Origin of the sequence: Psychrosphaera algicola, assembly GCF_028401425.1 — a bacterium.
GTDB classification, from domain to species: domain Bacteria; phylum Pseudomonadota; class Gammaproteobacteria; order Enterobacterales; family Alteromonadaceae; genus Psychrosphaera; species Psychrosphaera algicola.
Genome location: NZ_JAQOMS010000002.1, coordinates 1839507 through 1862412 on the forward strand (window position 1 = coordinate 1839507; position 22906 = coordinate 1862412).

Below are 22906 nucleotides of genomic sequence, written 5' to 3' on the forward strand. Positions count from 1 at the left end.
ATCAAAACTGTATTAACAGTAAGAGTTGCAACGCCTCGAACAACAACTATGGTTACACTAGTTTTTGATTAACACAGTACTATTTACTTTGCCCTAGCATTTATTAAACACAGACAAAACTGAAAATGCGGCAAAAAACAACCTTCAATATGGAAATAATAACGATGCAAAAATACCAATACAAAGTTATCGATACACGCGATGTTGAAACCGGTGGTATCTTCAAAGGACGTAAACGCGAAGACGTTGAAACTTATTTAAATAAACTTGGTGCCGATGGCTGGGAACTGGTAAACGTCGACTTTAGAGAGCTTGAAGGCGGATTGGAATTTGCCGGCATTATGAAAAAGAGTTATGAAAAACTTAAAAACTTGCACTCCCTAGTCCCTAGTTTAACTCTATTTTGTCGTCGCCTTTTAAACCGAAGCGTTTTACTAATTGTGTTTTACAAACCCTTTAACAATGTTTAAATAGCGCCTATGACGATAGAATTTAAAAATATAACAAACGACGAGGTTACTTGCGCAAGTTGTGAGGCCTGCTGTTGTAAATTAGAGGTGATTTTAATTACCGATACTGGCGTGCCAAGTCAACATATTGCCCGTGATCAATGGGGGGTGAAACCATGAGGCAATTATCCGATGGTTGGTGTTCTGCTCTAGACCGAGAAACCTATATGTGTACGATTTATGAAAAACGTCCCTAGGTGTGCCGAGAATTTGAAATGGCGTCTTATGAATGTGAAGTCGAACGACATGAACAGTTAGGTACGCCACTCCCAAAACCTTAATTAAGCCTTAACCAGAGTGGTTGCAGCAGCTAAACCTTATAATTTACTATTCGTTTCATGTCATTGAGAACAAGCTAAAAGTCATCTAAGTGAGATCAAAAAATGGAACAAATCAGCGTAATTAATACGATTTTGGTGCCTAAGGGAATGGAAGAAACAGCGGAAAAAGTCAGAAATGAATATATCGACTATTTTCGCCAACAAGCTGGCTTTGTAAGCTCAACGTTTTATAAATCTATCAACCGTCAAAATGATGATTCAGTTAATTATGTTAATACCGTTGTATGGTCATCAAAGGCACATTTTGACGCTGTGGTAAACCTTTGTTTTAAAAATGCGGAAGGCAAAAACAAAGATGGCAAACGAGTCTTAGGTAAAGGCTTCCCGGAGCCCATCAAGGTAAACCCCGACCAATATATTGTAATTGACAAAACCGAAATATAATCACTAACTATAGCTACTTAATATAGTAATCCATAGAATCCTAAAGATTAACGTCGCAGTATTAACTGTTGAAAATGATGTTATTTTAAGGCTATCGCATATTAAAGCTAAGCTAAGCTAAGGCAAACCATGTTAAAACGACTGGCATCAATTTTCTTTTTTGTTTATTCAATTAATATTTTTGCAGTAGAAATCAATACGCTTAATCCCATTGAAAAACTCGTAATTGACGCGCCTATTTTACAACAAACCATGTATTTTAATGTCACCCTGCCCGCCAGTTATTACTCCGCTTTAGACAAAAAGTACGTGGTCATATTTGATCTCCATCCACGGAGTCAACCTTATTTAAGCGGGATGCACGACTGGTTAAGTCACAACTCTGAATGGCCATGGTTAGAAAGCATAGTGGTCACACCGGCAAAATATCACGTAGGCTACGCCAAATTGTTTGAAGACACTGCCGCTGAACCAACAAATATGGCGCTTTTAGACCTTTATGAACAGCACATCTTACCGAAACTCGATGACACCTTTCGGACTAACGGATTTAAGGTTTATAGCGGCTTTATGAGTAATGGGGCTTTTGGTTTGTATACGATGTTAAATAAGCCAAACCTCTTTAATGCCTACTTAATTTCGAGCCCAACATTAAGCAATGATTTTCTAAATATTGTCGCTGATGCAAAATCAAAATTACCTTTATTAAAAAATAAAAATCTATTTTTGTATCTCACAATAGGCAAGCACCAATATGAACAGGCACACGTTCAATATGTTGAAGAATTAGCAGAGATCCTAGAGAAATACGCACCGGAGGGTTTAGATTGGGAGGTAAAAAGTGACGACCCCCATTATTATATGTCTCGCCCAGTGCTTACAGTATTAAACGGAATTGAAAAGCTGTTTGACGATTATCACAATGATTTAAGCGCTGATTCAAGTATTTCACAACAAGGCATTGATGCAATCGTTAACTATTATGCCGATTTGTCTAACAAAAAATATGGCTTTACGGTTTCAGCCGAGGGGTCGTTGAACAAACTTGCCGCTGCGCAATTAACTCGCGACAAATCCAAGGCAATACAAACCTATCTAAAGATAATAACGCTGTATCCAAACTCGGCCTATGCAAATTCAAATTATGCCGCAGCTCTTGCTCAAACCGGTCAACTAAAGGCAGCGATTGAGCAACAAAAAATTGCAGTTGAAAAATCAAAATCCCTAGGAAATGGCATCAAAACAAACACGCCAAACTATTAGATAAATACCTAAAACACTTACCAACAAATAGTCGTTAGCTAAATGAGTTGATAGTCCCCCTTTTAGATTGATAAGCGCAATTATAAAAGGGGTATAAGTCTGTTTAGTTACTTTTTCGAATAGATGAAAATGCACGAGGGTTTGGACTTCTAGGTAGCGTATCTTTCCATTGCATAACCTCACGAGTCAACTCTTTTACCACACTAGGATAGTTACTAGCTAAGTTGCGTCTTTCGGCTCTGTCATAAGCAATATTGTAAAGTTCAGTCCTGTCGTGTGTGCGGTCTAAAAACAGTTTCCACTCTCCTTTACGTACAACTAACATTGAACGATCGTAATCCGAGTCTTTGTTAATAGGTTTATAATGCCATTCCCAAAAATTGGCTTTTTACGTTTAACGAGTTCTCCAGTAAGTTGAGGCAGAATACTTTCACCATCGGACTTATAATCACGTGGTAATTTAACATCCACTAAATCAGCAAAGGTAGGTAAGAAATCTACGGCGGTTACTAACGATGTTGTATTTTGTATACCAGCAGGCACTTTACCTGGCCATTTAACGATTAACGGAACACGAACGCCACCTTCATAAGTATATCGCTTAGCGCCTCTTAAACCAGCATTGTCTCCAACACTAAAATAACGGCCTAGTGGTTCAATTCCAGCTATCTTTGCGTCTGGATCGGTTCGCAAATAACGATGTGTGTCCGGTTTCGGCTCCTCAGCGCCATTATCGCTAGAAAATACAACGATAGTATTGTCTTCTAAACCATTATCTTTTAAAGCTTGTAAAACACGCCCAATACGTTCATCGGCCCCCTCTACTACCGCGGCGTATACTTGTTGTTGCTCGCCTAAGTGTGCATACTTCTTCATCATTTTCGGATCTGGGTAGTGCGGCGTATGAGGTTCGTGGATCCAAAGGTTAATGAAAAACGGCTTATTTTTATTACGCTCAATAAATTCGATTGTATCGTCGTATACTTTCCAACCATCAGTTTGCTTACTAGGTCCGTTAAATACAGCACTTTCATCGTAACCGTAATTTTCCAGTAGCGGTGCATCTGGAATATGGCTATTTGTTAAGTGCCACTTTCCAAAGTGAGCTGTGGTATAGCCTGCCTTTTTCATTACCTTTGGGATGGTTAACACACTTGGCTCTAACCAATCAGGCATGGCATATTTTTGATGATGTTCTGTTGCAGCAAAATGATGGTGCACGCTATGACGAGCTGGATTATTACCAGTAATAAGACCTGCACGACTTGGCGAACAAACGGGATTGGCCACAGTAAATTGATAAAACTCACTACCTTGTGCAGCTAATTGGTCCAGATTTGGCGTTTCAATGGTTTTACTGCCATGAATTCCCAAATCTCCCCACCCTAAATCATCTGCAAATATAAATAGAATATTTGGTTTATCTGCGGCCTGTACAGGTGCAACAGCACTGAACAAACCGATAAGCGAAAATGATACAAATTGACGTATCATCTGTTTTATTTTTGTTTTTTAATCATAATTATTCTCTTCAATACACCACAACATATACTAATTTTTAAGTGGAATGGATTTAGTTGTGAACCGGCTTCAGGTGAATGGCTTTAAGATTAATCCCTCCAGCCATCACTTTAGATTTTGGCATCACGCTAATTGTTTGCTTACCAGTGGTAAGTTCGATAACACCAACTTTATCCGTTCGAAATCTATATAAAGTTCGGCCCGCAAATTGACGTGCAGAATTTTCACGTTCTCCGGTATCTAAAGCCTGCATCACTAGTCGTTTACCGTTAAATTCAAAATACCATTCAGAAAAGTCCACTTTGTCATTTGCTGAATACTCCACTTCCAATAGATATTGGCCGGCACGTGCAACATCGACTTTCCATACGCCTTGGCCTTTATCCTGCCAATTTAATAGATTATCGGCATACTTCCATTCTCCAAATTTTTGCATCCATCGAAGCTCTTTGCTTTTACAACCTTTGCACTTTGCAAATATCGCGCTGATCATTGTTGGAATTTGTGGATCGATGCCTATAGTTTGATCTATTTTTAGTTCACCTTTTATATCAAGCGCCACCACAGGGACTAATGTTTTTGGTTTGTCTTCCGGTAATTCGATTGTTATCCAGCCTCTTTTATGTTGCTTGAAGTTAACTTTCAAATTGTCGTTATTTAAAATGTTTGCACCACTGACTTTATTTGTTAATCCAGACAAGTGAATTTTATTGTTTTGAGGCCACTTAAAAACGTGCAAATATAATTGGTTGTCTTTTACTGTTATGTCCCCCACGCCTGTGCGCGTCCCCATGGTGAAGGTTCGGCACCATAAATAGTCTGACCATGGTCTTTTAACCACCGCCCGGTTGTTCTAAGATTTTTGGTAGGGATTGAAGGGAGCTCACCATTTTTATCTGGGCCGACATTCAACATATAGTTACCGCCACGAGCGACAGTCGAAATGAGACGATGGGCAATTTCTTTTGAAGATTTCCAATTTTTATCGTGCCACGCAAATCCCCAAGAATCGTTTGTCGTATCTATTGTTTCCCATAACCTAGGGTGATTAATAAGAGACAAACTATGGTCTCCTAACGTTGAGAAATCCCCAACGCCGTTACCAATTCGACTATTAATTAATGCTTCTGGTTGAAGTTTTCTGACTAACTCAACAAGATCTAATGATTGTTGCTTAGTCATATTCCAGGAGTATCAAACCATACGGTTCTAATAGGGCCATAGTTGGTTAATAACTCAGTAACTTGAGGTACCACCTTATTTTGATAGTAGGTGGTAAAATCACCTTTTGCTGAGCGCTAGTCCAAGGAATGTCAGCGCTACCTTGCTCATACCAATCTTGGTTTTGAGAATAATAAAAACCTAAACCTATACCCGCTTTAGCACATTCATCAGCAAGCTCTTTTAAAGGATCTCGGCCGTATGGCGACGCATCAGTTACATCAAAGTCATGACTCGGTGAGTCATACATTGCGAAACCTTCGTGATGTTTTGCGGTGATCACTATATTTTTCATACCAGCGTCTACCGCTAACTTGACCCAAGCTTTCGCATCAAAAGACTTAGGATTAAATTCTTTTGCTAACTTTTTATAATCATCTACTGGTATACCAGCAAGGTGCTTTGTCATTAACCATTCAGAAATACCATAGTAGGTTTTCCCATCCCATTCCCCAGCTGGGATCGAAAATAACCCCCAGTGAATAAATAAGGAATATTTATCCTCAGAAAACCAATTACCTCGATCTGCATTTGCATATTTGGCGTGTAACTTTTCAGTTTCTCCCCAAAGCTCATCCATAGATTTTGGCTTTTCATTTGCTAAGGCTAAGCCTGACACTGCTGCTAGTGATAAGCCCGCAACTAAAATAGCTAACTTTTTCATGTTTTTTACCGGTTTAATTATATTGGTATGTATTATCAAAGGTTACGACCACACTTTGATAACATAATATTTATAACTGACAAAACAGAGGCGGCAGTAATTAGTATTACTGCCGCATGTTATTGGATTAAAACTTATAAGTAGACGTTAATGAGTATGTTCTACCGCGGTCATAATAATCTAGGAAAGTTGATTTAGCGCCTATGAAATCTCGACGATTTTCACCCGTTAAGTTAGAAATGCTGAAACGAAATGACAAATCTTCAGTTGGCTTAACAAGCGCACTGAAGTCAAGTTTACCTTGTGCTTCAGTAAATATAGCACTGTCTACTTGTGCACCAGTACCCGCTAACTGTCGGAAGAAATCCGAGCGGTATACATAGGCAAGTCGGACTGAATATAAGTCTTGGTCATAAAATGCGATAAAGTTAAAGTTGTCTTGCGACGCCCTGGGAAGCCAAAACCTGAATCTCCAGTGTCTAAATCAAATGATGAATCTACATAAGTGTAGTTTGCTGATATGCCGAAACCACTTAACGCAGGGACAATTTTATCTAGGGGTTGATACATACCAAGTTCAAAACCTTGAGCTTCACCATCTGAATAATTAACGTAAGTTGTTACATTATATAAGCCGTCATAATTATCAAGTGGAACTTCCTGATCTGTTTGTGAGAACACGAAGTCTTTTACGTCTTTATGAAATGCACTGATAATGTAAGCGCCGTCATATTCAGTGTAGACTTCTAAGGTTAAGTCGGTATTGATTGACGTCATTGGGTCTAGATTTGGATTACCAATTTTTGCACTACCAACTGCGTCTTCTTCAGCACCGTCCTCTTCTGCTGGCGTTCTTACTGTATTAAGAGGGGCCATCACTTGATAATCTGGGCGCGTCAATGTTTTTGACATGCCAAATCTTAAAATAACATCTTCTTGTACTTCCAGACTTAAGTTTAAGCTTGGTAGATAGGCCCAGTAATCACCTTCCGTTGTTACAGTCTCAGCTACATCATCAATAAACTGTGCTGCTGTTGCATTTTGATCTGTGTGTACAGCTCTCAAGCCAACGTTACCCGTAACCGCTTTATCAAACAATTCGGTGTCAATATTAGCTTGTCCGTATAAAGCAAAAATGCTTTCTGTCATCTCATAAGATGAAGTAGGATCGATACGGTCTTCTGTCAATTGCACAGTAGTTAAGTCAGTTTCGATTGCCGCAATGGCGTCATAATCTGTGTAGAACCAGCGAGCTGGGCTAAAGTTGTTACCAGACAGAAAGTCTTGATCTATCATAGTGCTTATAGTAGACCTGAAGCCAGTAATTCCGCAGCTTGTTCGGTGTTTCTTAGTTGCACTAAGCTACCAAAATCTTTATCAATGTCGGTGACATCATAGTGAAGGCCAAAATCAATTGACGCGATTGCGCTGTCATCTAATACATAATTAAATTTAGCGGTTCCCCGAAGTTTTCAGCATCGAGCTCTATCTCACGAATAATCGATTGAAAATAAGCATAACCATCAATGTCGTTCATGTTGCTTTCGACAAGAGGTACAGTACCTGTCGCGTCATATACAAATTGAGATTTATCAAAGTTTTTTCTAATCTGAGAAAAACGCAAATCCTGTGAATAATTTACACTTGAAAAATATAAATCAAAATTCGAAGATAATTTATCCGATATGTAATAATCAACATTTACACCTGTAATTAGATTTTCCGTCTCATTATCAAACACCATCGGTCTTAAAATCGAACGAATAACACCACCACCGGTTGATTGACCATAATTAATATATTGAGCAACATTATTCTCATCAATAATAATTCCCGGATTACTCGCATCAGACATATCAAATATAGATCCGTACGAAGGCCCCATTTGAATTTGCGGTGTTTGGCGACGTGAATCATTTTGATATTTTGAATACATCAAATCCCAATTAACATCTAAATCTTCATTTGGTTTATATTGAATACCTGTTGCAAATGCTAGACGTTCTGGTGTTTCACGGATTGGGTTCATGGTAATTGCCGTTGGTACGCGGACACCTGTTACCGTCTCATCAGCAACTCTGTCACCGTCATTATCAAGTTGGATATTTCTAGACGCCGAGTTAACACGAACTTGGTCTCGGGCGTTATTTTCATCTGCATAGACAAGTGCTACATAGCCGCCTAGCGTACTTTCTTCGTTCCGCATGCCCACGATAGAGTTAATACGATAACCTGTTTCTTCAGTAACATCCTGATAACGCCCTTCAAGCGAAACTGTACCAAATGTTGAACTTTCATCTAGTGTTTTTAAGTCTAATGGACGTAAAGTCTGTAAATCAATTTGACCAGCTAATCCACTTTCAGGTCTTGCCGCGGTTTGGCCCTTTGCCACTTGTACACTACCTAAAACATTGGCTGGAAATACGTTAAAATTCATTTGACGTAATGAACTCGCTTCAGTACCAGATGAAAGTAAACGTCGACCATTAATTGTTGAATTTACAAATTGAGGACCTAAACCTCGAATAGACACCCGATCCCCCTGCGTACCAGAGTCATCGGTTTCTACTTGAACACCAGGGATACGTTGAATAGCACCAGCGATACTATCATCTGAAAATTGACCAATATCTTCTGCTGTAATTGCATCTACAACGGTATTAGCAGTACGTTTAACACCAATAGCACCCTCAAAGCTCTTTCGCATTGTGCCGTACACTTCAATGACTTCGAGGTCATCTGCTTTCTTGTTTTTATTGTCAGTTTCGTTTGCATAGGCAAAACTACTCATTGAAGCGGCAGTTGCAATTAGACCTGTAGCGACAGCGGTAGAGATTGTAGTTTTGGTATATTTTAATAATTTCATTAAAGACCCCTGATGATATTAGTTGTTATTATATTGCCCATTTATAAAGTAAATAATTTTATTGGGCTGACCTAATACTAAACCCAGCTTCTGAACTTCGTCAAGTTTTATAGTGTATTTTTGTATTTAACAATACACAACAAGCCAATACAAACACCAGAGCATAATACAAAAAAATAACGCACATCCATAATAAATATAAAGAAATAACAAAAACAACGATATAAACAACGCTTAACAAAAGGGGTAGTTTTATGTTTAAAAAGATAAAAAGTAACTAAGGCAATCATATTCAAATAGTCAATTCATATTAAATAGAATTTACAATTTTAGACTATAAAATTATGAAAGTTTAATGGACCAATTGTGGGAAATATAAGACTCTAAATGAAGAAAACTCTTAGGACTAAGATATTGCAAATACAGTATCAAAAAAACAAATTTTTATTTTTACAAGATTCCCATTTTTCTTTGCTCGGCTTTATTAAATTACCTATTCTAAAAGCGATTAAATTAGTAATTCGATGTAAAACTAGGTCCTATACTTGGTTGTATAAGACCCTATAAAAAAATTTAGTACGGCAATTATTTTTGCCAAACACGCACATATTCGATTTCAAAGTCGACAATGCCGTCGTCCTTTTTACCTTCTGGGCTGTTAAGTTCTAAATCTTCTTTACTGTCTGGTATACCGTGCCAAGGAAAGGTTTCTTGGTCTAGCCATAAACTAATAGGTTTCGTCGCTACCCAACCATCGTATCCTGGATTGGTATCTCGGTTTTCCAGTGCCCACTTACGAACGTCATCCGCCGTTACCGTTGAAAGAAGCCTGCCATCGACATAATACTTAATGCCGTTTTCATCCCACTCAAAGCCATAAACGTGGAACTCATCCGCAACTCGAAACCCTAAATCTTTGTGTTCAGTATAAGTTGGCTTCCCTCGCTGCTTTGAATTTTTACTCCAGTCTCTTACCGACCACCACAACTCTTTATCCAACTCTAATTTAGCTTGATCACGATGGTCACCAAACTGCTCAAAAAGTCGATTTCTAAACCTTCACCCATCGCCCAAAATGCACTAGTGATTTCTGCATCTGCCGCTTTGCTTTTAATTTCGATGTAACCGTATTTAAACTCTTTCCTTGAAATAATGCAGGCCGTTGTTAGATTTTCGTAGGGCAATGCATCACCAAATACAGGAACGTGAATTTTATCGCTAAATGGAAAGTCCGGCTCCCAACGTGTTTCTAATATTAATTTACCGTCTTCTAAACGATAATTTTTACCAGAAAATTGTGAAGGCGCTCGACCTTTCCATACCTTTTTGTTTGGCTTATCTGGGTGTTTGTAAACGGGCACACCGTCTTCAAATTTACCTACAATGTACCAACGGTCTTCATCAAGTTGAGGGGATTCAAATTCGTCGCTGACCTCAGTGTTTAAGACCCATTTACCTGTATTTTCAGGGTCGGAAAAAGGTAATACAGGCTTAGGCGATTTCATCGCACAACCGGCAATACTCAAACTACTTACCAATGCAACAAAGACTACTTTAGATTTTGACAAGACGGTGAACCAACGCATGTTGTTCGTAAACACACCTGCAAAAATACGAGTTGAGCAAATTAAGATAAATGCTGTGAAGTTATTCATTCTATGTTGACCTATTGACTGAGCATACAAATTATTACGTTGCCACATCATAAGCTGAATTAACTATGCATTGCAACATAGTTGATATGTTATTAAACATATTACGTTTGAAGTTTAAGAAATAGCGTAACAAAGTATCATCTAGGTATCTAAGAGTGATCTACAAAAAGGTAAGGATTGAAGGTTTAAGGACTATCTATCTTTAAAATCGACAATATGACTAAGGCTTCCATGGATGATAAGACTGGCCATAACAGTGATATATATTATTTTGTTACGGGGCTTTGATAAGTTGAACGTGTGGAGCAAGGTTGATCATGAAATCTTTTTTACCTATATCGACACCGTTTAAACGTAAAATATTATACGCAGTAGTTAGGTGGAAATATAAATTGGGGACCAAAAAGTCATTTAGATAGGAAGTACCCACTAACTCCATATCCATATTTTTACCAAGTGAAATGCGCTTAACCTGCTCTAAGGGGGCATCGTCCACTGTGATATTTTCAACCAACGTTTTTGCTGTTTGAATAACCTCCTTAGCTGTTGCCATTGAAGTCACTTCCGGATTAAAACTGTCTACGTCCTCCCCAGCACACCACATGGAAAACTGACGTGGTTAATTGCAAACAAACGCTATTTGAGTCCCAAACGGCAACATATCAGGTGTAATTCGAAGTTGAAAAATCGAATCGACATCGCTTTTATTGCAGACATATTTTGGATTGACATAGTATTTTCCATCAAGATTAATTTAATAAGGGCCTTTAAGACAGCTTATCGACAGTTACCACAACTTGAGTGATATATAGGGCCAGTTTAAGGTAATTTAAAGAACTTTAGCCAATATAGATAAAATTAAATAATCGTATGTGAATTACCCTTTTTGTGGTAAAAGTTCGAAATTATATAAGATCACTCAATATTAAACTCTGCAACTAGGTAAATACTAAATTGGAAGCGATAAAATTATCCTCACTATCTTCTGACACGCCGTCGAATACGGATCTGTTTGCACAAATTGCCGAAGATATTTATCAAAAAGGGTTTAGTATTAATCCAAATATTTTGTCGCCTGAGCTATGTGATCTGTTAGTCGCACACGCGCAATCTATTCAAGATGAAAAATTTTCTGCAGCCAGTATCGGCCGTCAGCAAGATACCTTATTAAATAACTTTGTTCGCAAAGATAAAATCTGTTGGATTACCGGAGAAACCCAAGCGGGAAATGCATGGCTTGAATGGTCAAAACAACTTCAATTGTTTCTAAATCGACGCCTTTTTTGGGCTTATTTTCATTTGAAAGCCACTTTGCGCATTATCAAGTTGGGGATTTTTACAAAAAGCATTACGACGCATTTCGAGGAGAAGCAAATAGAGTATTGTCGATTGTTGTTTATTTGAATTCTCAATGGCAAAGCGAAGATGGCGGCGAACTCGTACTTTATCAATCAGACGACGACATCGAAGGCATTAAGGTTATTCCCGGTTTAGGTACTGTAGTGGTATTTTTAAGTGAAGAGTTTCCACACGAAGTTCTAAAAGCCAAACGTGACCGATTTTCTATCGCCGGTTGGTTTCGTGTTAATACCTCGATTGCTAATAAAGTTGACCCTCCAGTTTAGGCGTTTTCTCTTCCTAAATTGCAGGTTGCTCTATCAATAAGAGCAAGACCTGCATTTTATAAACGTTTATAATGCCTATTACTTTAAGCTTCTCACTATGCCCCTATGCGCCTTGACCGTTTTATATGTAAAAGTACCCAACTTACCCGCGAAGAAGCGCGAACAGCCGTTACAGAAGGACGAGTAGTCGTAAACAACGTCGTTGATATACATGAAGCCTATCAAGTTCATGAAAACAACATGATTACGTTAGACGGTGAGTTATTAACACCACGAGCTTCACGGTATTTGATGTTGCATAAGCCTGCAGGTTTTATCAGTTCAAACGTCGACGCACGTTATCCATCGCTATTTCACCATGTCGATATTAGCGACAAAGACAACTTACACATTGCTGGCCGCTTAGATAGAGATACCACAGGCTTGGTATTAATTACCGATGACGGCCGTTGGTCGTTTAATATTATTTCCCCGGATACACACTGCCCTAAACGATATCGAGTGTCGTTGCGCAATCCAATTACGGTAGAGGCAATCGAGCAACTGCAAAATGGCGTTTTGTTGGATGGCTTAGACACGCCAACGCGTCCAGCAATTTTGGAAGTGATCACGGACCAAGAAGTATTACTCACGATTACTGAAGGTAAATACCATCAAGTTAAGCGTATGTTCGCTGCTGTTAGAAATAAAGTGGTGACATTACATAGGGAAAAAGTGGGTAACTTAGAACTCGATATTCCAGAGGGCAATGGCGATACTTGACGCCAACAGAAGTCAATTATTTTCAGCAAGAAGCGGATACCAGTGAAATTTCAAAACCCTAAATAATTATCACGGTGTAGAACATTTCAAAATTGTTGCATTGGCTTCTTTACCTACTATAACCATTCGCCATAAGGTCAAATTGAACCTTATTTTGGCCCACTGTATTTTTCTGTTCTAATCGGCGTAATCAACACACTCTTAACACTAGGACATTCCTTTGACAATAGAACGCATCGAAACCAAACAACGTATGAGCCGCATCGTTAAACATAACGGGACTATTTATCTATGTGGTCAAGTCTGTGCGGACGCGAGCAAAGACATCACCGAACAAACACAAACAATGTTGGATAAAGTCGATACCTTGTTAGCTGATGCTGGGAGTGATAGAGAGCACATATTATCCGCAACAATCTACATCAAAGACATGGCTGACTTTGCGGCGATGAACGACGTTTGGGATAACTGGGTGCCAACTGGGTTTGCACCAGCACGCGCTTGTGTAACCGCAAATATGGCTCGCGAAGCACTGTTAGTGGAAATATCGGTAATAGCTGCTGAAAAATAATTACAGGTTCAAAACGCGTTAAGTTAAGCAATAACTAAAGTGCCGTATCTATTTAAATACGGCATTTTCTATTGGATCACTTAATTATCGTTTTGCTAAATCTATTACGATTGTTTAAATTTCTTTAGTAAACTTTTACCGTAATCAATCGCCTTGCGCTCAATTTTAGTTAGTGGGTCAGCTTGTTCTTTTTCGGCGTTTGAAAAATTGATTTAGCAAACCTAATGGCTTCTTTTTCAAATGTGTTTAGTTTTACCGGCCCCGATGTTTCTGAATTTTTTGTCGTGTCCATCTTTTGCTCCTGAATTAAGCCTGTAATTGACGTTTCAAAAACAGCAGCAAGACACTTTAAAGATTCCGCACCGACACTTTTTCCACTCTCGACTCGTTGAATAGTCCGAGCGCTTAAACCTGAATGAAGGGCTAGTTCTTCTTGAGTCCACCCTTTTCCCAATCGACGCTGTTGAATACTCATCCGTTTCCCTTGTGCTGTTTGATGTCTATTTATGACAGTCTTTGAGGTGATTAAACACGACAAAACGGCGACAAAAGCTGTTTTGTCGACGACAACCAGACATTAAATTCGATAAACGCCGCTAACAATTGCGCTGTTGATTATTCAACCTTAAAACTAACAGATACTTTGGCTTTGTATTTCAGCTCTTCAAATGAGGCTTTAGACATGGGATTTATCTCTGACGAATAATTGCTTTTTTCTTTTGAACGTCGATACGCCATTACTTCGATAACTTCTATATCGTGTTCAGGGTTTGCATTGTTGTCACTAAAGCTAATGGGAACCAACTTAATACCAAGTTTTTCTGAATAAAATTGTTTTTCTTTCAATACATTGTCTAAAGCCTGAGCTTTTACTTTTTCAATGTACTCTGCTTTTTTGAATGTTCGTATTCTGTTTTTAATAGCGTCACTTCACGATTTTGATCAACCACTTTTGCTATGCTTTCCATAGCGCTTTCTGAGTTGATCCGAATGGCAATAACGTTGCTCACTTTATAACTGTCAGGTTTATCCCCAAACCAGCCATAATCTGGTGACGTTGAAAATTTAGAATTATTAATATTTTTCAATTCAATGCCGGCATTAGTAAGCACCGATGAAATTTTTGCTCTTAATTTAGAATTTTTGTTTAAGGCTACAGATAATTTATCATCTTCCGTTGTCGCCACTAAGCTGATAATTGCAATGTCCTTAAACACAACTTCTTCGGCGGTTCTTGTTATCGTAATGATATTTTCACTAGGATGAAGAAATCGCTTTAATTCATCGGGGCTGCCTTTAAGTTCAGGTGCAGACAATGCATTAAAAGAAAAAATAGCTGCGAGTATTAATATTGATTTGTTCAAATTCAACTCCATTGTTTATGAATAAATTAATGCAATTGCTTATCAAAGCGCATTGCTTAGGTAACCATCTCCATTAAAAAAATAGCCTACAAAACTTGTTGAATTGTTGATTTCAATTTTTCTGTATCTATTGGTTTAGCGATAAAACCGTTCATGCCCGCTGCCAAACATTTCTCTTCATCACCTTTCATTGCATTGGCGGTTAACGCAATAATTGGAATGTTTTTGTTTTCTGGGCAGACTTCACCAATTCTAATAATTTGTGTTGCTTCTAGCCCATCCATTTCAGGCATTTGACAATCCATCAGCACCAAATCAACACGTCGTAAATCTTTTAGGGCGTCTAATGCCTCAAGTCCGTTGTTAGCAACGGTTACAATACAACCAAGGTTGGTCAACAGATTTTGCGCAACGAGCTGATTAATCTTGTTATCTTCAACTAAGAGGATGTTTAACCCTGAGAGTTCAATATCCGAACTTTGAACTTTAATCGGAGCGGCTTTGATTTTCTCTTTACCAACTGGGAATACAAAAGAGGCGACAAAGTTGCTGCCCTCTCCAACAGTGCTCGTCACTTTGAGATCACCTCCCATTAGCCCACACAACTGTTTAGATATGGATAATCCCAATCCAGTTCCACCGTACTTTCGTGTTGTCGATTCATCTGCTTGAGTAAAGGCACTGAATAATGAGGCAATTTTTCTGTCGTCGATACCTATTCCAGTATCTAATACAGATAATTCAACTTTTCGAACTTGGCCTGTCACCTCAGTTTTTAAACTAATTCGGATTTCACCTTGGCTTGTAAATTTAATCGCGTTTGAAAGCAAATTAGTAAGTACCTGCCTAACTCGCATTGGGTCACCGACGCTCCATAACGGATCAGCTTGATCAAAATCAAGAACCAATTCAACACCATTACCTTCCAACAAGTATTTTTGCGTAGAAGCAACTTCTGCAACGAGCGCACTTAGCGCAAAATCCATTTTTTCAAACGAGACTTTCCCAGCATCAAGTTTCGATAAATCTAAAATATCGTTGATTAAACTTAAAAGCGCTTTAGCACTGGTTTGGGCTATATCGACTTTATGTTTTTGCCCTTCATCAAGATCGGTAAACGTCAGCAATTCCAACATCCCCAATACGCCGTTCATTGGCGTTCGGATTTCATGACTCATATTGGCCAAGAACTTTGATTTTGCCTTATTTGCGTGATTCGCCTCATAGAGCGCAATTTCTAATTCATGGGTTTTATCTGCGACTATTTTTGTTAAGTTTTTATTCAAAACAGCCAACTGCTGATTCGCCGACTGAGTTTCGAGTGTCGCCAATCGGACTTTATTTAAGGTGTCCCCTAACGTTTCTGAAAAACGCTGAATAATTGGGATCATCTGATTAAATTCGGTAATAAAAGACGATTTAATATCAAGTTTCATCTGTTCAAAATTTTTGTTTTCGGAAGCACTAGCCACTGTCTTGGTCAATTCCATTATTGGTCTACTGACTTTTCTAGCCACTGTTAACATGATGAAATATAAAGCAATGATAAATATTCCTAAGATCGAAAGTGACCCAACAGCCATCTTAGAAATATGTTGTTCGTAGAGGTTTCGAGGTAATAGCACCATAATTTGCCACCCCGTATCTTCAACGGTTGAACTCTCAACTATAAGGTAATCGCCGAGTTCATCTTTGAAGTAATAATTTTTGGATCGGCAATGTGCTTAAACATTAACGAATTAGACATGTCCTGTAACAACTCAAGTTGCAAAGGACTGGAACTGAAAACCACTTTATTTTTGTCATCTAGTACAATCATTGTTTGGCTTTCGTCGATGCGTCGACGGTCAAAGTCAGCAAAAATTGACAGATCTAACGATGCCTCATAGATCCCAGCAAAGCTGTCGTTTTTGATAATCGGCACCGACAGAGCGACAATCGTATCGTTCCCAAAACCCGTGCCGATAAATACGTCTGAAATAACTGGCCTAGATTGTAATTTTGCATCGATAAAATAATCTCTGTGGCTAACATTTGTATTCTGCCCGACACCATCCATTAAATAGGAGGGATAAGCCGCGATAATGTTGCCTAATTTATCCGTCGCTAACATCGTTAAAAAATCAGGATGTTGCTCTGCGACTATTTGCAGTCGACTGTTTTGTACGTCGGTAGAATTGTCGTCATGGGTTTTTGCTAAAATTTGCAAACTACGCTTGCCGCTGGAAAAGTATCTTCTCACCTGCGCTGCAACATGCTCAGATTCTAACGAGAGTTGTGTTTGCAATTCGCTTAATTTTTCATTTTGAGTTTGATTTAGCCAAAAATAAGCATTTGCAAATACAGCAAAAGTAACCGAATAAATAACACTTAAAGAAATGAACGAGCTTAAACGTAAAGGTCGTAATACTCGACCTTTTATCCAAATACTTAAACCATGGGCTAACGCAAAACCAATAAGTAAGTTTATGACGCCGTTTACAACGAACTTGATGACAATTGCGACCTTAGTAATGTAAAGATAATCTGTGAAACTAAAAAACAAAAATGCGACGGTCGCTGCCCCAAATGTAATCCAGTAAATCCCGCCCCAAGTGAGTGGAGACTTAGACTTACGAACGCAGTAATAGACAACTAATACTTCAAATAAAAATGGCGGGACAACCAAAAAATGTCCCCAATTGAGGTAAGTCACACAGGAAGCAACGACGGATGTGATAATTCCAATTACGCCGCCAAATACTATAGTCAACGCCACCGCAATGACGTTTCCAAAGATCAGTGACGCACCAGAAAACAATGGTAAAGGGAAGTAATTAGCGAGTGCGGCGAAAATTATTAGGCTCACTATAAGTAGCTTTTTTAACGCCGAGAGATTTCCAAATTTTATAGTTTCTAACACAAATAAAATACAGCCTTTGCAAAGTTACTCTACACCATAACCATTATTACTTTACTCGACAAATTTAATTGCCACTTTTTGCCTAATAAATTTCACGACAAAAGGTAAATTAAATGAATTTATTATGACTGCAAGCAACTTAACAAATTGGTTTGTGCAATTGGGAGTAATTGACTCTTTATGTTTACGTTTAGTTCGATATTGTAGTTAAGTAATATCTAAGAAAAACACGATTTAAGTATTAGTAAAGAGTTATTAGAAACGGCTGGTAAACTGTCACAATAATGTAAAAGGCTCTAGGTAAACTCTGTTGTTATGAAAAAATATTATTTTACCTAGCCTCTTTTCTAATTTTTATTGCCACAATATATATCACTGAAAAAAATATTGGCTGGCGAACAATTATTGTCAGTTTAGCGGATATCCCGTTACAAACTCTTAGCGGGTTAGTTGCCTTGAGCATTCTCAACTACGTATTAAGAATGTGGCGAATTCGTTGGAGTTTACAACTGCCTAGCAACGCGTCGGTCACTGTTTTTTACATCACCACTAGCCATAATTTATGGAACATATTGATGCCGATGCGTCTAGGAGAAGCAAGCTTTCCACTGTTAATAAAACAACATTTTGCAATCGATTACGTCACATCAAGTAGTCATTTACTGTTGTTTAGGCTACTCGATCTCGCTGTTTTATTGAGTATATTTGTCCTGACGCTTTGTTTAGTCACAGTGCCTATGATGTTTATTCCTTGCTTAGTGGTCATTACACTCATGTTCTGGGCAGCACCGTATTTACTCTCTTTAATTTCCGTTACATTAAAAAAACGCAATTTTCAGTTGGCCAAAGAGTTGCTTTAGCCCTAGAACAACTGAGTGGTAACCAACATCAGCTCGCGTTAATTTCCATTACAACATGGGGCATTTGGGCCCTTAAACTGCTGGCCTTTGTGTTGTTTTGTATATTCGCCAGTGGTTTACCTGCTTTTGATGCACTGATGAGTATCATTATTGCCGACCTATCTTCCATTTTGCCGATACATGGGTTTGCTGGCACCGGCACCTTTGAGGGGCTTTTGTATTGGGTGGGTTGCAAACTGGAGCGACGACTGACGCATTATTACAGGCCGCTGTTCAGTTACACCTTTATCTAATCTTTGTGGCAACCTTAGCAACATTCATTGGTTATTGCTTACACCTAATGGTGCCTACGACATTAAAAACGGCCAAATAAAAACCGAAGGTTTAAGATTTCAACGCAGCTCTTAATGTCACCAAATTGTCATTTGAGGTTCAACTGTTGTTAACTTCCCGTTCAACTTAATGTCACGTTAATTTCATAGATTTGTTGCAAATAACAGCAGTCAACGGAATTAACATGACCTCTCATGCCACCAATGCTCAACCAACGACAAGCTCGAACTCGAGCTCACATGTGTCTCCAACATCTAAAATAAACCTGTCGCTTGTTGTGCCATTGTATAAAGAGCAGGACAACATCCATCCCCTATTTACTCGGATCCAAAATGCACTGGGCCCAACACAGTTTAACTGGGAAGTTATTTGCGTCGACGATGGCAGCCCAGATGCAACACTCAGTGAATTACACAGCGCAAATAAGCAATTTGGTGAACATTTTAGAATAGTGGAATTGCAACGAAATTTTGGCCAAACCGCTGCTATGCAAGCGGGTATCGACGTGGCTCGTGGCGACATCATCGTAACCATGGATGGCGACCTTCAAAACGATCCTGCTGATATTCCGCGCATGGTAAGTGAGTTACAAGAACGTAATTTAGATATGTTGCAAGGCTGGCGTAAAGCCAGAAAAGACAATTGGTTACTGCGAAAACTACCTTCAAAAATAGCCAATAAACTTATCGCTAAGATCACCGGCGTTAAACTCAAAGATTATGGCTGTAGCCTTAAAGTCTATCGTGCAGGCGTGATTAAACAGATTAGATTATTTGGCGAAATGCATCGTTTTATTCCGGCTCAGGTTGCGTCGGTGACAAAACCTTCGCGCATTGGGGAAACTCAAGTGACTCATCATAGTCGTCAATTTGGTGAATCAAAATATGGGTTATCTCGAACATTTAGAGTATTACTCGACCTATTATCCGTGTCATTTTTTATTAAATTTGCAGCACGTCCCGGTCACTTTTTTGGCTATGTAGGCCTGACATTACTTACCATTGGTGGGCTAATCATGAGTTATCTCGCCGGTCTAAAATTTATATTAGGCGAAGACATCGGCGGTCGCCCAATGTTTTTCATCGGGATCCTCTTCTTAATAGCAGCGCTACAGATGTTAACAACAGGCGTATTAGCCGAAATCATGTCTCGCGTTTTATTCCAATCGACCAATACCAAAGGGTACAGCATTAGAAACTCAGTAGTCGTGCCGGCCGATGCATGCTGGTCAGCACCGAGCCGCAGCCAACTCGATACATCGACGAACAGCTCAAATGAAGTAAAAACAGGCACATGTTAACTATGTTCAAAGTTAAATTTGACCTCGTTCAAAACCCGATATTTTTGCTACTCGTGGTATTTATTGCGTTTTTCTCAACCTTGGTGGGGTGCCGTTATTTGACCTTGATGAAGGCGCGTTTGCCGAAGCAACACGGGAAATGCTGGTAACAAGCAATTTTTCTGCGACGTATTTAGACGGACAACCACGGTACGATAAACCAATATTCAGTTACTGGATGCAGGCGATATCAATATCCATCTTTGGCTTAAATGAATGGGCCGTTAGATTGCCTTCAGCTTTGGCAGGTTCTTTATGGCTGCTGGCTGGATATCGCTTTGCAAAAGAGCAATGGGATGAATCGAGTGCACGCTATTTTGTCGCCGCGATGAGTTTAATATTGTGGGTGATGATCATTGCAAGAGCAGGCACAGCTGACGCTTGGCTAAATCTTTTTGTGTCACTTACCCTATTTAATATGTGGCGATTTAGCCAAAACCCTAGTCGTATTTTATTACTTTCTGTTTATTTTTGGATGGCGTTAGGATTATTAACAAAAGGCCCTGTCGCGGTACTCATTCCTTTGTTAACTGGTGTAATAGCTTTTGCCTTACAGGGAAAGTTGACTTTATTTTTCGTGCTTTGGTTAACCCATTGGGTTGGATCGTATTGCTAGTTGTGGTGAGTCCTTGGTTAATTATGGTTTATCAAGAGCAAGGACTGGGCTTTTTCCATGGTTTTATTTTTGAGCACAACCTCAATCGATTTAGCCAAACCAAAGAACAGCATGGCGGCCAACTATATTACTATCTTATCTTGTTGCCTGTTATTTTATTGCCGTTTTCCAGCGCCCTGTTTGCGTTAATATATCGAATTAAAACGTACTGGAAAAAGCCATTAGAACAATTTTTGCTGATCTGGTTTTTAGTCGTTTTGACCCTTGTTTCGCTGTCAAAAACTCAGCTTCCCCATTATGTGTTGTATGGTTTGCTAGGGATTGTTTTAATTATCGCTCACCATCGTACCGAGCTGTTACGTCACATAGCGGGATTGGCGTTCCCTCTAATATTTATTTTTATATGTGCGATATTGCCGCTACTGTTTCCGTATTTTGTCACTGACAATTTGTCTTACGACATGGCGCTGCTAAAACAGTACGACCAGTTTTTTAATGTTCGATATTTAGTATGCAGCGGTATTTTGCTTGGCCTCGCATTATCTTTAACGTTTTTAATTAAAGATTCGATGGCAAATCGAACCATCTATGTTGGTGTTATTCAATCTATTTTTGTTTTCACCCTACTGATCGAAGCTATTGCCGGTTTGCAGCAACTTCCAGTTTATAACGCTGCGTTACATAAAAACCCTCAAAACAAACCCATAATTGCGTATCAAATAAGAATGCCGAGTTTTAGTGTTTATCGAGAGCAAGTCACTCCGACTCGCTTACCACAAATTGGCGATCGGGTGTTTACTAAAATAGACAAAATTGCCGAGCTTAAACTCGCCATAGCCGATTTAACTCCTGTCGCTGAGCTTCAGGTTGTTTTTAAGCAAGGCGGTATTGTTTTAGTTGATATTAACTTTGCTCAGTCAGCTTTTAGGATGTCGACATCAGCCGTATCGACAACACTGTTTTCCAAATTTAAGTCCCGACAACCAATGCCACTCGGCGATAAGAAGTAATCATGACCTCGTTATTTCAACAAATTATTTCTAATCTGAAATTTGCCCAATTACGTCAGGAACTTGCCGTTTCAAAGCGCTTGTTCATTCTCAATTTTCAATCGAAAAAGTTACTTTCGTTGCTCCATACTGCAATAGTTTTTATTGCCATCTCCGCCATTTTATTTGCGTCAAATGGCTACCATACAGGGTTTCAAACCATCAATAATGTGTCTGGGTATTTACCTGAAAGTTTGTTGCAAATAATAACCTTTTTAGGAGATTCCACCGTCGCATTGGCTTTGATGCTATTTTTTGCACGTAAGAACCCAGCAACTTTGTGGGTTGTATTTGTTGCCGCCATAATTGGCATGATGATAAGCCATGGAATGAAAGACTACTTTGCTATGTTGCGGCCCGCATCTGTACTAGCGTCAACTGAGTTTTATATTATTGGAAAGCCGGTTTATCTCGGTAGCTTTCCGTCAGGCCACTCGTTAACCATATTTGTTTTTGTCGCTACCTTGATGTACTTTTCGAGCCGAAAACAAACACAGCTTTGGCTATTGTTATTTGGTATGACAATCTCTCTAAGTCGGGTACTTGTCGGCGCTCATTGGCCAATTGACATTTTAATCGGGTCTGCACTAGGCCTCATTTCTACCGTTTTAGCTGTGACGATATGTCAGCGATTCACTATTGGATTTAACCTCGTTATTCATTTGCTCCTGCTGACCTTACTATTCGCGGCAGGCTTAAGTTTATTTCAACATGATGGGGGCTATCCACTCGCAGCTGATTTTGCAAAGCTCTTAGCTTGGTTCACTTTGTTTGTTGTGATTAAAGATTACGGATTAAACAACGTCATAACTAAAACACTAGCAAGTACTCACTTGTTACATAAAATGCATAAAATAAAACGAAATAACTAATATTGGCTCATTTGTAGATATTATAGGTTTTGGTATCAGTTACTCAAATAGGCCGGCTAAATAGCAAGTGCTGTTTGAATTACTCTTTTCATTGCTGACAAACGGTTATTTACAGTTGTGTTGCCAGTAAGGGACTCTGTTAATGGTAGGAAAGCGCCAGCAAATTTGGGACTAATCAAATTGAAATGC

General features: G+C 39.0%; 25 protein-coding genes and 2 pseudogenes. 12 read left to right on the top strand and 15 right to left on the bottom strand.

From position 1 onward, the window contains the following. The first annotated feature begins 149 nt into the window (after positions 1-149). The 4 genes and pseudogenes from PN838_RS09800 to PN838_RS09815 all read left to right on the top strand — a co-directional run bounded on the left by PN838_RS09800 (position 150) and on the right by PN838_RS09815 (position 2497). Positions 150-470 carry a DUF4177 domain-containing protein gene (locus tag PN838_RS09800; protein WP_272180547.1) on the top strand — a complete coding sequence of 107 codons (321 nt, stop codon included), beginning with the start codon at positions 150-152 and terminating at the stop codon, positions 468-470. Positions 471-479: 9 nt separating this feature from the next. Continuing rightward, positions 480-790: pseudogene (locus PN838_RS09805) on the top strand (YkgJ family cysteine cluster protein). 102 nt (positions 791-892) lie between these two features. Beyond that, the gene (locus PN838_RS09810; protein WP_272180548.1) at positions 893-1234 is read left to right on the top strand and encodes an antibiotic biosynthesis monooxygenase family protein; all 342 of its coding nucleotides are present in this window, start codon (positions 893-895) and stop codon (positions 1232-1234) included. 129 nt (positions 1235-1363) lie between these two features. Continuing rightward, positions 1364-2497 carry an alpha/beta hydrolase gene (locus PN838_RS09815; RefSeq protein ID WP_272180549.1) on the top strand — a complete coding sequence of 378 codons (1134 nt, stop codon included), beginning with the start codon at positions 1364-1366 and terminating at the stop codon, positions 2495-2497. Positions 2498-2600: 103 nt separating this feature from the next. On the opposite strand, the gene PN838_RS09820 is transcribed toward PN838_RS09815, so the two are convergent. The 10 genes from PN838_RS09820 to PN838_RS09865 form a co-directional block, all read right to left on the bottom strand. Next, positions 2601-2822, bottom strand: a complete 222-nt coding sequence (locus PN838_RS09820) for a hypothetical protein (protein WP_272180550.1) — start codon at positions 2820-2822, stop codon at positions 2601-2603. Then, positions 2816-3991, bottom strand: a complete 1176-nt coding sequence (locus PN838_RS09825) for a sulfatase-like hydrolase/transferase (protein WP_272180551.1) — start codon at positions 3989-3991, stop codon at positions 2816-2818. Before PN838_RS09825 ends, PN838_RS09820 begins: the two co-directional genes overlap by 7 nt. Before the next feature lie 79 nt (positions 3992-4070). Next, the gene (locus PN838_RS09830; RefSeq protein ID WP_272180552.1) at positions 4071-4793 is read right to left on the bottom strand and encodes a hypothetical protein; all 723 of its coding nucleotides are present in this window, start codon (positions 4791-4793) and stop codon (positions 4071-4073) included. Then, positions 4781-5200: an alpha-L-fucosidase gene (locus PN838_RS09835; protein ID WP_272180553.1), complete on the bottom strand. Its 420-nt coding sequence runs from the start codon at positions 5198-5200 to the stop codon at positions 4781-4783. The genes PN838_RS09830 and PN838_RS09835 overlap by 13 nt, the downstream gene beginning before the upstream one ends. Positions 5201-5246: 46 nt before the next feature. Beyond that, complete coding sequence (locus PN838_RS09840) at positions 5247-5903, bottom strand: alpha-L-fucosidase (RefSeq protein WP_272180554.1); 657 nt, start codon at positions 5901-5903, stop codon at positions 5247-5249. 348 nt (positions 5904-6251) lie between these two features. Continuing rightward, positions 6252-7199: a TonB-dependent receptor domain-containing protein gene (locus PN838_RS09845; RefSeq protein WP_272180555.1), complete on the bottom strand. Its 948-nt coding sequence runs from the start codon at positions 7197-7199 to the stop codon at positions 6252-6254. Between the two features lie 139 nt (positions 7200-7338). After that, the gene (locus PN838_RS09850; RefSeq protein WP_272180556.1) at positions 7339-8769 is read right to left on the bottom strand and encodes a TonB-dependent receptor plug domain-containing protein; all 1431 of its coding nucleotides are present in this window, start codon (positions 8767-8769) and stop codon (positions 7339-7341) included. A 585-nt stretch (positions 8770-9354) separates the two neighbouring features. Continuing rightward, positions 9355-9768 (bottom strand): glycoside hydrolase family 16 protein, encoded by a 414-nt coding sequence (locus PN838_RS09855; RefSeq protein ID WP_272180557.1) that lies wholly within the window; start codon positions 9766-9768, stop codon positions 9355-9357. 2 nt (positions 9769-9770) lie between these two features. Then, positions 9771-10475: a LamG domain-containing protein gene (locus PN838_RS09860; RefSeq protein WP_272180558.1), complete on the bottom strand. Its 705-nt coding sequence runs from the start codon at positions 10473-10475 to the stop codon at positions 9771-9773. Between the two features lie 223 nt (positions 10476-10698). Further along, complete coding sequence (locus PN838_RS09865; protein ID WP_272180559.1) at positions 10699-11028, bottom strand: DUF1993 family protein; 330 nt, start codon at positions 11026-11028, stop codon at positions 10699-10701. A gap of 637 nt (positions 11029-11665) precedes the next feature. On the opposite strand from PN838_RS09865, the gene PN838_RS26310 reads away from it, so the two are divergent. From PN838_RS26310 to PN838_RS09880, 3 genes and pseudogenes are all read left to right on the top strand, one after another. Next, positions 11666-12049 carry a 2OG-Fe(II) oxygenase gene (locus tag PN838_RS26310; protein WP_334313336.1) on the top strand — a complete coding sequence of 128 codons (384 nt, stop codon included), beginning with the start codon at positions 11666-11668 and terminating at the stop codon, positions 12047-12049. A 105-nt stretch (positions 12050-12154) separates the two neighbouring features. Then, positions 12155-12873: pseudogene (locus PN838_RS09875) on the top strand (pseudouridine synthase). A gap of 158 nt (positions 12874-13031) precedes the next feature. Beyond that, positions 13032-13382, top strand: a complete 351-nt coding sequence (locus PN838_RS09880) for a RidA family protein (protein ID WP_272180560.1) — start codon at positions 13032-13034, stop codon at positions 13380-13382. A gap of 169 nt (positions 13383-13551) precedes the next feature. Here the strand turns inward: PN838_RS09880 and PN838_RS09885 are convergent, their stop codons facing one another. The 5 genes from PN838_RS09885 to PN838_RS09905 form a co-directional block, all read right to left on the bottom strand. Next, complete coding sequence (locus tag PN838_RS09885) at positions 13552-13857, bottom strand: helix-turn-helix domain-containing protein (RefSeq protein ID WP_272180561.1); 306 nt, start codon at positions 13855-13857, stop codon at positions 13552-13554. Between the two features lie 140 nt (positions 13858-13997). Beyond that, positions 13998-14228 (bottom strand): hypothetical protein, encoded by a 231-nt coding sequence (locus PN838_RS09890; RefSeq protein WP_272180562.1) that lies wholly within the window; start codon positions 14226-14228, stop codon positions 13998-14000. A 23-nt stretch (positions 14229-14251) separates the two neighbouring features. Further along, complete coding sequence (locus PN838_RS09895; RefSeq protein WP_272180563.1) at positions 14252-14746, bottom strand: SIMPL domain-containing protein; 495 nt, start codon at positions 14744-14746, stop codon at positions 14252-14254. An 86-nt stretch (positions 14747-14832) separates the two neighbouring features. After that, positions 14833-16374, bottom strand: coding sequence for an ATP-binding protein (locus tag PN838_RS09900; protein ID WP_272180564.1), 1542 nt, complete (start codon positions 16372-16374; stop codon positions 14833-14835). A 38-nt stretch (positions 16375-16412) separates the two neighbouring features. Continuing rightward, positions 16413-17594, bottom strand: coding sequence for a PDC sensor domain-containing protein (locus tag PN838_RS09905; protein WP_272180565.1), 1182 nt, complete (start codon positions 17592-17594; stop codon positions 16413-16415). Positions 17595-18034: 440 nt separating this feature from the next. On the opposite strand from PN838_RS09905, the gene PN838_RS27210 reads away from it, so the two are divergent. The 5 genes from PN838_RS27210 (at position 18035) to PN838_RS09930 (ending at position 22717) form a co-directional block, all read left to right on the top strand. Beyond that, positions 18035-18508, top strand: coding sequence for a lysylphosphatidylglycerol synthase domain-containing protein (locus PN838_RS27210; RefSeq protein WP_370661104.1), 474 nt, complete (start codon positions 18035-18037; stop codon positions 18506-18508). A gap of 517 nt (positions 18509-19025) precedes the next feature. After that, a complete protein-coding gene (locus PN838_RS09915; RefSeq protein WP_272180567.1) occupies positions 19026-20141 on the top strand; it encodes a glycosyltransferase family 2 protein in 1116 nt (371 codons plus the stop codon). Between the two features lie 88 nt (positions 20142-20229). After that, complete coding sequence (locus tag PN838_RS09920; protein WP_272180568.1) at positions 20230-20796, top strand: ArnT family glycosyltransferase; 567 nt, start codon at positions 20230-20232, stop codon at positions 20794-20796. Continuing rightward, positions 20763-21806, top strand: coding sequence for a glycosyltransferase family protein (locus PN838_RS09925; RefSeq protein ID WP_272180569.1), 1044 nt, complete (start codon positions 20763-20765; stop codon positions 21804-21806). The genes PN838_RS09920 and PN838_RS09925 overlap by 34 nt, the downstream gene beginning before the upstream one ends. 2 nt (positions 21807-21808) lie before the next feature. Further along, positions 21809-22717: a phosphatase PAP2 family protein gene (locus tag PN838_RS09930; RefSeq protein ID WP_272180570.1), complete on the top strand. Its 909-nt coding sequence runs from the start codon at positions 21809-21811 to the stop codon at positions 22715-22717. Positions 22718-22906: the final 189 nt, after the last annotated feature.